Origin of the sequence: Pseudoduganella sp. RAF53_2 (genome assembly GCF_052113985.1) — a bacterium.
GTDB lineage: Bacteria > Pseudomonadota > Gammaproteobacteria > Burkholderiales > Burkholderiaceae_D > Rugamonas.
Map to the genome: position 1 here is coordinate 1 of NZ_JBFRDW010000136.1, position 10,764 is coordinate 10,764.

General features: G+C 60.4%; 14 protein-coding genes and 2 tRNA genes. 5 read left to right on the forward strand and 11 right to left on the reverse strand.

Annotation, left to right across the window (positions count from 1 at the left end):
- Nucleotides 1-132 precede the first annotated feature (132 nt).
- Nucleotides 133-1,245 (forward strand): acyltransferase family protein, encoded by a 1,113-nt coding sequence (locus tag AB4Z11_RS10485; protein WP_442025139.1) that lies wholly within the window; start codon nucleotides 133-135, stop codon nucleotides 1,243-1,245.
- On the opposite strand, the gene AB4Z11_RS10490 is transcribed toward AB4Z11_RS10485, so the two are convergent.
- Nucleotides 1,223-2,104 carry a LysR family transcriptional regulator gene (locus tag AB4Z11_RS10490; RefSeq protein ID WP_442025141.1) on the reverse strand — a complete coding sequence of 294 codons (882 nt, stop codon included), beginning with the start codon at nucleotides 2,102-2,104 and terminating at the stop codon, nucleotides 1,223-1,225. The genes AB4Z11_RS10485 and AB4Z11_RS10490 overlap by 23 nt on opposite strands.
- A 154-nt stretch (nucleotides 2,105-2,258) precedes the next feature.
- Between AB4Z11_RS10490 and AB4Z11_RS10495 the strand changes: the two genes are divergently transcribed.
- From AB4Z11_RS10495 to AB4Z11_RS10510, 4 genes are all read left to right on the forward strand, one after another.
- A complete protein-coding gene (locus tag AB4Z11_RS10495) occupies nucleotides 2,259-3,257 on the forward strand; it encodes an NAD(P)H-quinone oxidoreductase (protein ID WP_442025165.1) in 999 nt (332 codons plus the stop codon).
- Nucleotides 3,258-3,344: 87 nt separating this feature from the next.
- A complete protein-coding gene (locus AB4Z11_RS10500) occupies nucleotides 3,345-3,893 on the forward strand; it encodes a hypothetical protein (protein ID WP_442025143.1) in 549 nt (182 codons plus the stop codon).
- Between the two features lie 11 nt (nucleotides 3,894-3,904).
- Complete coding sequence (locus AB4Z11_RS10505; protein WP_442025145.1) at nucleotides 3,905-4,141, forward strand: hypothetical protein; 237 nt, start codon at nucleotides 3,905-3,907, stop codon at nucleotides 4,139-4,141.
- Between the two features lie 4 nt (nucleotides 4,142-4,145).
- Nucleotides 4,146-4,445, forward strand: coding sequence for a hypothetical protein (locus tag AB4Z11_RS10510; RefSeq protein ID WP_442025147.1), 300 nt, complete (start codon nucleotides 4,146-4,148; stop codon nucleotides 4,443-4,445).
- Between the two features lie 43 nt (nucleotides 4,446-4,488).
- Here the strand turns inward: AB4Z11_RS10510 and AB4Z11_RS10515 are convergent.
- From AB4Z11_RS10515 to AB4Z11_RS10560, 10 genes are all read right to left on the reverse strand, one after another.
- Nucleotides 4,489-4,564: transfer RNA gene (locus tag AB4Z11_RS10515), tRNA-Lys, on the reverse strand.
- Between the two features lie 24 nt (nucleotides 4,565-4,588).
- Nucleotides 4,589-4,664, reverse strand: a tRNA-Lys gene (locus AB4Z11_RS10520).
- 110 nt (nucleotides 4,665-4,774) lie between these two features.
- Nucleotides 4,775-5,524, reverse strand: coding sequence for a tol-pal system protein YbgF (gene ybgF / locus AB4Z11_RS10525; RefSeq protein ID WP_442025149.1), 750 nt, complete (start codon nucleotides 5,522-5,524; stop codon nucleotides 4,775-4,777).
- A 90-nt stretch (nucleotides 5,525-5,614) separates the two neighbouring features.
- Nucleotides 5,615-6,136, reverse strand: a complete 522-nt coding sequence (gene pal, locus AB4Z11_RS10530) for a peptidoglycan-associated lipoprotein Pal (RefSeq protein WP_442025151.1) — start codon at nucleotides 6,134-6,136, stop codon at nucleotides 5,615-5,617.
- 34 nt (nucleotides 6,137-6,170) lie between these two features.
- Nucleotides 6,171-7,433, reverse strand: coding sequence for a Tol-Pal system beta propeller repeat protein TolB (gene tolB, locus AB4Z11_RS10535; protein WP_442025153.1), 1,263 nt, complete (start codon nucleotides 7,431-7,433; stop codon nucleotides 6,171-6,173).
- A complete protein-coding gene (tolA, locus tag AB4Z11_RS10540) occupies nucleotides 7,433-8,314 on the reverse strand; it encodes a cell envelope integrity protein TolA (RefSeq protein ID WP_442025155.1) in 882 nt (293 codons plus the stop codon). The genes tolB and tolA overlap by 1 nt, the downstream gene beginning before the upstream one ends.
- An 11-nt stretch (nucleotides 8,315-8,325) precedes the next feature.
- Nucleotides 8,326-8,763 carry an ExbD/TolR family protein gene (locus AB4Z11_RS10545; RefSeq protein ID WP_442025157.1) on the reverse strand — a complete coding sequence of 146 codons (438 nt, stop codon included), beginning with the start codon at nucleotides 8,761-8,763 and terminating at the stop codon, nucleotides 8,326-8,328.
- A 15-nt stretch (nucleotides 8,764-8,778) separates the two neighbouring features.
- Entirely contained in the window at nucleotides 8,779-9,471 is a 693-nt protein-coding gene (gene tolQ, locus AB4Z11_RS10550) for a protein TolQ (protein ID WP_442025159.1), read from the reverse strand.
- Between the two features lie 16 nt (nucleotides 9,472-9,487).
- Nucleotides 9,488-9,886: a tol-pal system-associated acyl-CoA thioesterase gene (gene ybgC / locus AB4Z11_RS10555; protein ID WP_442025161.1), complete on the reverse strand. Its 399-nt coding sequence runs from the start codon at nucleotides 9,884-9,886 to the stop codon at nucleotides 9,488-9,490.
- A gap of 106 nt (nucleotides 9,887-9,992) precedes the next feature.
- A complete protein-coding gene (locus AB4Z11_RS10560) occupies nucleotides 9,993-10,748 on the reverse strand; it encodes an SDR family oxidoreductase (protein WP_442025163.1) in 756 nt (251 codons plus the stop codon).
- Nucleotides 10,749-10,764 lie beyond the last annotated feature (16 nt).

Consider the following 10,764-nt stretch of genomic DNA (forward strand, 5'->3'; position numbering starts at 1 on the left):
TGCCGAAGTTTCACCATCCGCGCGCCACTCATCCGTGATCCTCGGCTATGATGACGCCCTTTCAAATAGTAACTAGTAATACGAATGCTTGTGCGTTGAGGCAATGTTGTTCGTATTGCAAAGAAAGGCAAGATGCTGTTATCGGGAGCGGAGGAGAAGGTTCAGCCGCAATTCGGCTTGATTAATTTGCTCAAGGCGGGCGCTGCGCAATTGATCGTGCTGCACCACCTGGCTTTTTACGGTCCAATGTCCGATCACGTGCGCCAGCTGCTGCCGGACGTGATCGACTGGCTGTCTTCGCACGCGCGTATTGCCGTTCAGGTCTTCCTCGTTATCGGCGGCTTCCTGGCTGCCAAATCGCTTTCGCCGCAAGGCCAGCCCGGCCACGACTACCCGCTGCGCGCGATCTGGAAGCGCTATGCCAAGCTGGCGCCGCCGTTCATCGTTGCCACGCTGGCCGCCGCCGCCGCATCGGTCCTGGCGAGCCAGTGGATGGATCATCACTCTATTTCGGAGCCCGCAACCGTCGGCCAACTGAGCGCACACGCGCTGCTGCTGCATGGCGTGCTGGGTTACCCGTCCGTGTCCGCCGGCGCCTGGTACGTCGCCATCGACTTCCAGCTGTATGCGCTGGTGGTGCTGATGCTTTGGCTGGCGGGGCGGGTGGCCGGTACGAGTCAACTGCGCWGGCTGGTACCGTTCTGGGTTGCGGTCGGTATCGCGCTGTCGCTGCTGCACTTCAATCTGGACCCCGACTGGGACAACTGGGCGCCGTACTTCTTCGGCAGCTATGGCCTGGGACTGATGGCGTGGTGGGCGAGCGATCCAAGCCGCAAGCCGGGCGCGGTGCTGCTCTTGCTGGTGATGACGCTGCTGCCGGTCCTGGTCGGCCTGGCCATCAACTTCCGCAGCCGCATCGCGCTGGCGCTGGCCGTTGCAGGCGCATTGCTGCTGTTTGGCCGCGTCAAAACCTATTCGAATGGCCGCGCCTGGTCTGCCATCAACGGCCTGGCGCGGACGTCCTACGGCGTGTTTTTGATTCACTTCCCGGTTTGCCTGCTGGTGAACGCGGCCTTCACCCATTTCGTTCCTGCCGAACCGGAACTGCAGGGCGTCGGCATGCTGACCGCCTGGGCCGCCAGCCTGATCGCAGGCGCTGCCTTCCACAACTGGATCGAGCTGCCGCTGGGCCGCGTGTTCGAATCCACGGTGGGCCGCCGCGCTATGCAGGCGTCGTCCGTGTAGCGAAGGCTTGCACGATTTCGTCGATGGTCACGCGTATGCGCGCAGTGTGGCGCAAGTCCTGATGCGTGACCAGCCAGATCTCATATTGCACTTCTTTTGAACGCTCAGGCCAGATCCGCACCAGGCCATCGCGTTCGCCCATCGGCACCGGCAGCTCGCCAATTCCCAATCCCGCTTTGATCGCCGCGCGCAGCGTCAGGTTGGCGTTCAGCCGCGCGACAATGCGGCCGCCTGTCAGTGGCTCGCCGACGAATGCCGGTTCGCTCTCGCGAATGAAATGCGGCTGATAGACCACCAGATCGTGTCCCGCAAAGCGCTCGCCCGGCAAGGGCAGGCCGCGGCTGCGCACATAGTCCGGCGAGGCACACAAGCCAACCTCCCAGCGCGCTAGCTGGCGCGCCAGCAGGTCCGGATTGCGCGGCTTGATAGTGCGGATCGCGATGTCGGCCTCACGTTTGGCCAGATTGAGCACCTGCGTTGACGTGTCGAGCATGACCGATACGTCCGGGTGCTTTGCGTGCAGCCGGGCGATCGCGGGCATGATGAATTCCTGCGCCAGGGCGTCGGTAGTGGAGAGTTTCACTTCGCCGGCAAGCCGCTTGTCGACGCCTTGCGTGTGGCGCACGAGATCGTGCGCCGACTGCTCCATGGCTTCGGCTGCGCGCAAGGCGATGCGGCCGACCGGCGTGAGCTCGTAACCAGTGGATGTGCGCAGGAATAGTGTGGCGCCCAGCGTATGCTCCAGTGATGCAATTCTGCGTCCAACAGTCGCCTGGTCGATATCGAGAGCACGTGCGGCGCCGCGCAAAGTCCTTTCCCGCTGGAGCGCAACGAAAATGCGCGCATCGTCCCAGTTCACGGTGGTCTCCTAGCTGATGCAAATTTGCATCATAAGACCGGCAATACGCTGCTTGTCAAGCAATGTCGCGGTTTCTACACTTTCCTCACCAAAGCAACGCGCTTTTTAAAGAGGTGATTTCGTGTCAAACGCAAACCAATCCGTTCCAGCTCAGATGATCGCGATCGACATCGCACAACCGGGCGGCCCCGAAGTGCTGACGCCAGCGCAGCATCCCGTCCCCGAGCCCGCAGCCGATGAGGTGCTTATCCGCATTCATGCAGCCGGCGTAAATGGCCCGGACCTGTTGCAGCGAAAGGGCCTGTACGATCCTCCGCCTGGGGCGCCGGATATTCCCGGCCTCGAAGTAGCGGGCGAGGTTGTCGCCGTGGGCGGAAGCGTAACGCAGTTCGCGGCTGGTGACCGTGTCGCCGCACTGATTGCGGGCGGCGGTTACGCAGAGTATGCGGTCGCTCACGCAAGCAATGTGTTTGCAATTCCGGAAGGTCTGAGCATGGTCGAAGCGGCGGCGATGCCCGAGACTTTCCTGACTGTGTGGCTGAACATGTTCCAGCGCGGCCGGCTCGCGGCTGGCGAGAGTGTGCTGATTCATGGCGGCGCGTCCGGCATCGGCACCACGGCGACCATGCTGGCCAGGGCCTTTGGTGCATCGAAGATCATCACCACTGTTGGCTCCCCGGCCCAGCAGGCGGCAAGCGTCGCGCTGGGCGCCGATGTAGCGGTTGACTATCGCTGTGAGGACTTCGTTGAGGCAGTCATGYATGCCACCGGCGGGCGAGGCGTCGATGTGATTGTTGATATCGTCGCGGGCGACTACGTTGCACGGAACTACGCAGCGGCCGCAATGAACGGGCGCATCGTGCAGATCGGCGTGATCAAAGGCGCGGCGCCGTCACTGGACCTGTTCCCGATGCTGGCGAAGCGCCTGACTCACATTGGTTCGACACTGCGCTCGCGCACGCATGAAGAAAAGGCGGCGCTCATCGCGGATCTCACACATGCTGTCGGTCCGCACATTAGCCGCGGCGCCGTGAAGCCTCTGATCTTCAGGACTTTCGATCTCGAAGATGCGCGTGGCGCCCATGCATTGCTGGAATCTGGCGGGCACGTTGGCAAGGTGGTTCTGGTCACGGCGGCCGGGCGCGCGGCTTAATGGCGCATCATTTTCGCCACGTCGGCAATCGTGCGGACGGGGGTGCTCTGGTAGGCTGGATTTCTTCTTCGCCGAAAGGAGTCCGGCATGCTAAAGAAATTGATGTGCATTCTTGTTCTCGGGACATTGGCAGCGTCGGCCTCAGCGCAGGCGCTGTGGGACTTCAGCTACAGAGGGTTTTTCTACACGCCAAGCAGCCGGTTCGAACCGAATTGGATCGAGAGCGGGCTGTTCGCGGGTACAGACAGCAATGGCAATGGTCTGCTGGAACGGCAGGAGCTGACGCGCTTCTCGTGGCAGCAGATCGAGTACGTCAAACCGTATGGCTGTCCGMTCATGCAATGCGAATTGTCGAGCTTTAGCTTTAACCTGCATACCGGGCAGCTCAGTTTTGCGTCCGACTGGTCATACAGGGATGATATGGCCTACAGCACCGGTAGCACCATGTCCGGCGACCGGATACACGTTTATGGCTACGTAGGCGAGGGCGGTGGGTCGTCCGAGGATCTGCTGTGGACCAGTCAGACCCAATTCAACATCGCGCCCGCACCCGTGCCCGAGCCGCCGATGTTTTTGATGCTGTTATTGGGATGCAGTCTCTTACTTTGGCGTAGGATGTCACTTCCGTTAAATTAAGGAAGTTTTGCATGACCTACGAAGAGTATCTGGACGAAGTCACCACATTGATCTTCGAGAAATACGGCGTGACCGAAGCCGCGGCCATCAAGATGGTGATCGCAGCCCAAGACAAGGAGTTCTTCGTCAAACACGACGATGACAAGGCTCTGCGCAACATCGACCAGGCCCACAAGGACGCCAAAATCATCTTTGAAGCCGCGCAGGGCGCCAGCAGGAAGCCGCCGGTCAAGCCGAAAGCGAAATAAGCGGATGAGCAGCCACACGCAATACGACGCCCTTCGCTACGAGCTTTTTCGCGAGCAGGCGGGTGCACTGGGCGTCGCCGGCAGGCAGCTATGTGATGCGCTGGCTGCTTATTGGAGCCATATTCAAGGCGGTGGAGTTGGGGGCCAGGTACGCACCGAACAATTGCTGGACGATGTCGCCGGCAAGGCTTATGCGCTGCTGCTCCAGCGCGAGTTTGTGGGACTCGTGCACAACAACATGGAGTGGCTTCGCGCGACGTTCGATTTGCCGCCTGAAGTCTGGGGCCGCCTTGGCCGTAGCTGACATAACAAAAAAGCCACCCGAAGGTGGCTTTTTTGATGAATCTTGGTAGGCCGTGCGGGATTCGAACCTGCGACCAACGGATTAAAAGTCCGCTGCTCTACCAGCTGAGCTAACGACCCAAGGTAAAACGTTCATCTTTCGAATGGTAGGCCGTGCGGGATTCGAACCTGCGACCAACGGATTAAAAGTCCGCTGCTCTACCAGCTGAGCTAACGACCCGTCGAAAGAAGAAGCAGGATTATAGGCTGCTCATCGGGTCTTGTCAAATGCCTTGCGGCATTTAAACCCTGACTTCAGGGCCGGACCCAGAGGGCCGGCCCCTGAGGCGATCACTTGCCTTTCAGCTGCTGCTTGGCGGCGGCGGCGGCTTGGGAGTCTGGATAGTTCTTGATCAGCTCTTGCAGCGTCTTCTTGGCGTTGTTGACGGCCTTCAGCTGGGTTTGGCAGCTGGCGATGTTCAGCATGGCGTCGGCGGCCTTGGGGCTGTCAGGATAATTCTTCACCAGGGACTGCTGCGCCAGAATGGCGGCCTTGCAATCGCCTTGGGCGTAGTAGGAGCTGCCCAGGAAGTATTGGGCGCTTGGGGCGTAGCTGGAGACTGGATAGCGCTTCACGAAGGCGTCCAGCGACACGGCGGCGCCTTTGTAGTCGCCTTCCTTGAATTGCTGCATGCCGGTGTCATAAGCCTTCTGCTCGGACAGATCCACTTCAGCGGTCTTGCCGTCGATGGTCACTTCGCGCGGTTCCAGCTTGCGCAGGCGGGCGTCGAGGTCGGCGTAGAAGTCTTTTTCGCGCTTGGCGGCGACGTCGATCGAATTCTGCAGCAGTTCCACCTGGCCGCGCAGGCGCGAGATGTCCTCCGCCATGCGTTCCTGCTGGGCGATGATGTCCAGGGTAGCGCTCTTGTCAGTCTTGGTGTCGATCAGGTTCTTCAGGTCGCCTTCCAGCTTGGCCACCTTGGTGCGCATGTCGAGGATGGCGCGGCGCGCTTCATCGTCGTCAAACAGGCCGGCGGAGGCGGTCAGGGGCAGGGTAGTGAAGGCGGCCAGCACGAGGGCTGTCTTGGTGAATTTGATCATGGTCAGGCGCTTTCAATGCTCAAATAAAAAAACGGGGCAGGGCGCAGTATAAACTGCGCGCCGCCCCGTGTGCGTGTATTACAAGAATGATTACTTGTACACGATGTCAGCACGGCGGTTCTGTGCCCATGCTTCTTCGTTGTGGCCTTCAGCCTTTGGCTTCTCTTTGCCCAGGGACACGGCTTCCATGCGGGACTCTGGCACGCCCAGGGCAGCCATCGACTTGCGCACGGCTTCAGCACGCTTCTGGCCCAGAGCCAGGTTGTATTCAGCGCCGCCGCGTTCGTCGGTGTTACCTTGGATCAGGATCTGGCGCTGGTTCTTGGCCAGGTAAGCGGAGTGGTTCTGCACCACTGGCTTGCCATCTTCACGAACAACGTAGCTGTCGAAATCGAAGTACACGGAACGGTTAGCCAGCACGCCTTTTGGATCGTCCAGTGGGTCGATCGACTTGGTTTCTACTGGAGCCACTGCGCGGGTGTCAGCTGCTGGTGGGGTAGCTGGCTTGGACTCAACTACTGGTGCTGGCTCAGCCACTTTAACTGGGGTCGAGCAAGCGGACAGCAGGGCCGCACTGGCGATGAGGAAGGCTACACTTTTTACGTTTTGCATTTTGCTTCTCCTGGTCGTTGATAAGGTTACTTCTTCACTTCATGAAAGGACCCCAGGTGGGCTCCTTGATATTGCCCGCTTGAATGGTCAAGCGCTGCTTTACTCGGCCGTCTACCGACACGACAGCCAGCGATTTGCGGCGACCCGATTCGGTGGCGTACAGGATGTACTTGCCGTTCGGGGCGAAGCTCGGCGACTCGTCGCTGGTGGTGTCGGACAGACGTTGCTCTTGGCGGCTTTCCAGATCAAGAACATAGAGCTGGAAATTGCCATCGCGCCGGGAAATGTAAGCCAGCGTCTTGCCATCGGAGGAGATGCGCGGGCTGATGTTGTATGGACCGCCAAAGGTCACGCGCTGGGCGTCGCCGCCGTTCACGCTCATGCGGTAGATCTGCGGACCACCGCTGCGGTCGCTGGTGAAGTAGATGTACTGGCCGTCGGCCGAGAACTGCGGCTCGGTGTCGATGCCGTTGCTGTTGGAGATGCGGCGCAGGCCGGAACCGTCGGCATTCGCCAGGTAGATCTGGGTGTTGCCGGTCTTGGACAGGGCCACGGCGACCTTGCTGCCATCAGGCGACCAGGCTGGCGCGGAGTTGCTGCCCTTTTCGTTGGCGATCACGGTACGCTGACGGGTCATCAGATTTTGCACATAGACCACCGGCTTCTTCTGCTCGAAGGAGACGTAGGCGACCTTGGTGCCGTCCGGCGACCAGGATGGGGAGATGATCGGCTCGTTGGAGCTCAGGGCCAACTGCACGCCTTCGCCGTCGGCATCCGCCACTTCCAGGCGGTAGCTGCGGCCTTGCTGGGTCACGTAAGCGATACGGGTGGAGAAGGCGCCCTTGATGCCGGTCAGCTTCTCGTAGATGTCGTCGGAAATGCGGTGCGCTGCCAGGCGGCCGTATTGCGGCGGGGCCTGCTGATCCAGCTGCGACACTTTGGTCGACTGAATGGTGGACATCAGCTTGTAGCGCACGTCGAACGAGCCGTTGCCCGCTGGCGCCACGGTGCCGATCACCACGGCGTCCGCGCCGCGCGACTTCCATGCGCCGTAGTCGATATTGTTCATATCGGTGACGGTGCCGGCGTCGATGATCTTGAAGACGCCGCTGCGCTGCAGGTCGGCCTTGATGATCTCGGAGATCTGCGCCGGCGCCTGGCCTTCGTTGACAAAGGTCGCCACCGCGACCGGGATCTGGTTGCTGCCAACGCCGGTAATTTCGACGCGCAGCTGGGCCTGGGCGGATACGCTCAGCGCCGCCCCAGCCACTACGAACAGGTACTTAATTTTATTCATCAGGGCAAATCCTTCAGGTTGAATACGATATCAAGCTCGGGCTCCACCGTGCCGTCCTTCTTTTTAGGCAGGGGAGAAGACTTCTGAATCGCATTTTCCACCGCAGTGTCATATGCTGGCACACCGCTGCTCTTAACTTTTCGTACCGAAATCACTTCACCGGTCGGCAACTGGCGGACGTGGAACACGCCTTCACCATCCTGCTTGCCGCCCGTGTACACGACATTGCTGGTCACCTTGGCCTTGATCGCCGCCGCATAGCCGCTATCGATACGCGGTGCAGTCGACTTGGCCGCCGTGCCGGTCGACGTGCTGGCGGCGTTGCCCAGGATGCGCTTCATCTCGGCATCGCGCGCCTTGGCCAGCTTGTCGGCTTCCTTCTTCTCGGCCAGCTTCTTGGCCTTTTCATCGTCTTTCTTCTTCTGCTCGGCGAGTTTCTTCTCTTCGAGCTTCTTCTGTTCTTCCAGCTCGCGCTGCTTTTCGAGCTTCGCCAGCTTTTCCTGTTCCTTGCGCTTCTCTTCCGCCAGCTTCTCCTGGCGTTCCTTTTCCTTCTTGCGCTCCAGCGCGATGTCCGGTTCCTGCGGCTTCGGCTGCGCCACTTCCTGCGGTGGAGGAGGTGGGGGCGGAGGCGGCTCTTCCACTTTCGGCGTCGGTTGCGGCTCGGGCTCCGGCTCTGGCGGCGGCTTTGGCGCGGCCTGCTGGGTCGTCATATCCCACACTTCCGCTTCCACGCCGACCGGCTGCGAGCTTTGCCAGCGAATGCCGCCCCACAGGAACACGAACAGCAGCACGTGCATCACCACGGCCAGCACGAACGAGCGCGTGCCGTCGTGCCGCTTGGGCACGCGGTATGGGGAACCTACGCTCGCTGCACTACTCATTTCGTCATGCCTTACTTCGTTGCCAGCCCAACGCGATTGATGCCCATCTTTTTCGCTTCCGAAATCAGCTGGATCACATCGTCGTACTTGCTTTCCTTGTCGCCGGCGATCAGCACCGGATAGTCGGGATTGGCCTCATGGATCTGTTTCAGCTTGCGCACCAGTGCGTCGCGGTTAGGCTCCGTCTCCGGCGCTTCCGAATTCTTGCCGGCCAGGCCGATGGACAGCGCGCCATTCGGCTTCACCGTCACCTGGATATAGCTGTCGGGCGGGCGCACCGACTTCTCGGCATGCGGCAGGTCGATCGTGCTCGGATTGTTCGAGCTCGGGATCACCATGAAAATGATCAGCAGGCAGAGCATCACGTCGATATACGGGACGACGTTGATCTCCGACTTGAACTTGCGGCGCTTGGTGCCGCGCATGCTGCTGGAGAAGGAAGTAGCCATGGCCAGGTTTCCGCCTTATCGCGACTGGCGCTGCAGGATGTTCGAGAATTCTTCGACGAAGCTCTCGAAGCGGATTGCCAGGCGGTCGATGTCGTGCGAGAAGCGGTTGTACGCCACCACCGCAGGAATCGCCGCGAACAGGCCGATGGCGGTTGCGATCAGCGCTTCGGCAATGCCGGGCGCCACAGCCGACAGGGTCGCCTGCTGCACATTGGCCAGGCCGCGGAATGCATTCATGATGCCCCACACGGTACCGAGCAGGCCGATGTAAGGGGATACGGAACCGACCGAAGCCAGGAAGGCCAGGTGGGCTTCCAATGCATCCATCTCGCGCTGGAAGGCAGCGCGCATGGCGCGGCGGGCGCCGTCCAGGATGGCGCCGATGTCCAGCACTTCACGGCTGGTGGCGTAAGCCTGTTTGCCCTTGATGAATTCACCCATGCCGGCTTCGAAAATGCGGGCCAGGGCGCCGCTGTTGGCGCGGTTGCTGCCCGCGCTCTGGTGCAGGGCGTGCAGGTTGCCGCCGGCCCAGAAAGTCTTTTCGAATTCGATGGTCTGCTTGCGCGCGGCGCGCACGTCGAACATCTTCTTGAAGATGTAGGTCCAGCTGACGAGGGAAATGCCAAGCAGCAGCGCCATGATCAATTGCACGATCAGGTGCGCGTGGGCGATAAGGGCGATGAAGGAGAGATCTTCGGTGACGTTCATTATTTTACTAATCTGGTTATGTGCGCATGCGGGCGGCTACGGCGTCCGGTACGGCGCGCGGACGCAATGCGGAGTCCACGCATCCAACCTTTACATGGGCCGTGTTCAGCAGGCAGTCGCCGCACCATGCTTCCTGCACAAATTGGATCGAGGCGCGGCCCAGCTTTTCGATTCTTAGCGTTAATTTTAGTACATCGTCCAACTTTGCCGGCGCATGATAGTCGGCACTCACGCTCTTGACCACAAACATTGCGTCGTGCTCAGCAAGCAAGACCTGTTGTCCAACGCCGATAGCACGCAGCCATTCGGTGCGCGCCCGTTCGAAGAACTTCAGGTAATTTGCATAATAGACAATTCCGCCGGCATCTGTGTCTTCGTAATAGACACGGACCTCCCAGTTGAACTCTGACGACATGTGTTTGTTTTGACTACTAAATGTGATTGAGCAACATTTTACGCCAATTTACGGATCGCAAGGCGTAAATGCGGGTTATGTAACATTCTCTTACGTTTTTCCCTTATTAACCTGCCATTGTAGCCCGTTTTATATTGAAAGGGGAGAAACCTTGGCAGGTCGGCATCAGCTCGATCAGGTTGATGTTGATGTGGGCCGGCAGGGTGGCGACCCAATACGCGGTGTTAGCGATATCTTCGGCCGTCAGCGGCTGGGTGCCTTCGTACACTTTGGCGGCTGCCGCATCGTCCTTCAGGCGTACGTTCGAGAACTCGGTGCCCCCGCACAGGCCGGGCGCCAGGTTGGTCGCGCGCACGCCGGTGCCGACCAGGTCCGCGCGCAGGTTCAGGGTGAACTGCTCGACGAAAGCCTTGGTGGCGCCATACACATTGCCGCCCGGGTAAGGGTAGTGGCCCGCCACCGAGCCCAGATTGATGACGGTGCCGCGGCCGCGTGCCACCATGCCCGGCAGCAGGGCGCGGGTGACGGTGACCAGGCCGGTGCAGTTGGTGGCGATCATGGTTTCCCAGTCTTCCAGGCTGGCTTCGTGGGCGCCTTTGATGCCCAGCGCCAGACCGGCATTGTTGATCAGCACGTCGATATCGCGCCAGCCTTCCGGCAGGCCGTCGAAGGCCGCGTGGATGGCGGCTTTATCGGACACGTCCAAGGTCAGCGGCATCAGATTCGCGCCCAGTTCGGTGGCCAGCGCTTGCAGGCGCTCGGTACGGCGGCCGGCAGCGATGACCTTATGGCCGTTTTGTACGAAAACACGCGCCATGGCGGCGCCAAATCCGGCTGTCGCGCCGGTGACGAGGACAATCATGGGTTTCCTTCAACAC

What these genes read in the sequence shown, in the direction of transcription:
- AB4Z11_RS10505 (WP_442025145.1), top strand. Translation starts at nt 3,905, where the DNA reads ATGACCTACGAAGAGTATCTGGACGAAGTCACCACATTGATCTTCGAG.
- AB4Z11_RS10510 (WP_442025147.1), top strand. Translation starts at nt 4,146, where the DNA reads ATGAGCAGCCACACGCAATACGACGCCCTTCGCTACGAGCTTTTTCGC.
- ybgF (WP_442025149.1), bottom strand. Translation starts at nt 5,524, where the DNA reads ATGATCAAATTCACCAAGACAGCCCTCGTGCTGGCCGCCTTCACTACC.
- pal (WP_442025151.1), bottom strand. Translation starts at nt 6,136, where the DNA reads ATGCAAAACGTAAAAAGTGTAGCCTTCCTCATCGCCAGTGCGGCCCTG.
- tolB (WP_442025153.1), bottom strand. Translation starts at nt 7,433, where the DNA reads ATGAATAAAATTAAGTACCTGTTCGTAGTGGCTGGGGCGGCGCTGAGC.
- tolA (WP_442025155.1), bottom strand. Translation starts at nt 8,314, where the DNA reads ATGAGTAGTGCAGCGAGCGTAGGTTCCCCATACCGCGTGCCCAAGCGG.
- AB4Z11_RS10545 (WP_442025157.1), bottom strand. Translation starts at nt 8,763, where the DNA reads ATGGCTACTTCCTTCTCCAGCAGCATGCGCGGCACCAAGCGCCGCAAG.
- tolQ (WP_442025159.1), bottom strand. Translation starts at nt 9,471, where the DNA reads ATGAACGTCACCGAAGATCTCTCCTTCATCGCCCTTATCGCCCACGCG.
- ybgC (WP_442025161.1), bottom strand. Translation starts at nt 9,886, where the DNA reads ATGTCGTCAGAGTTCAACTGGGAGGTCCGTGTCTATTACGAAGACACA.
- AB4Z11_RS10560 (WP_442025163.1), bottom strand. Translation starts at nt 10,748, where the DNA reads ATGATTGTCCTCGTCACCGGCGCGACAGCCGGATTTGGCGCCGCCATG.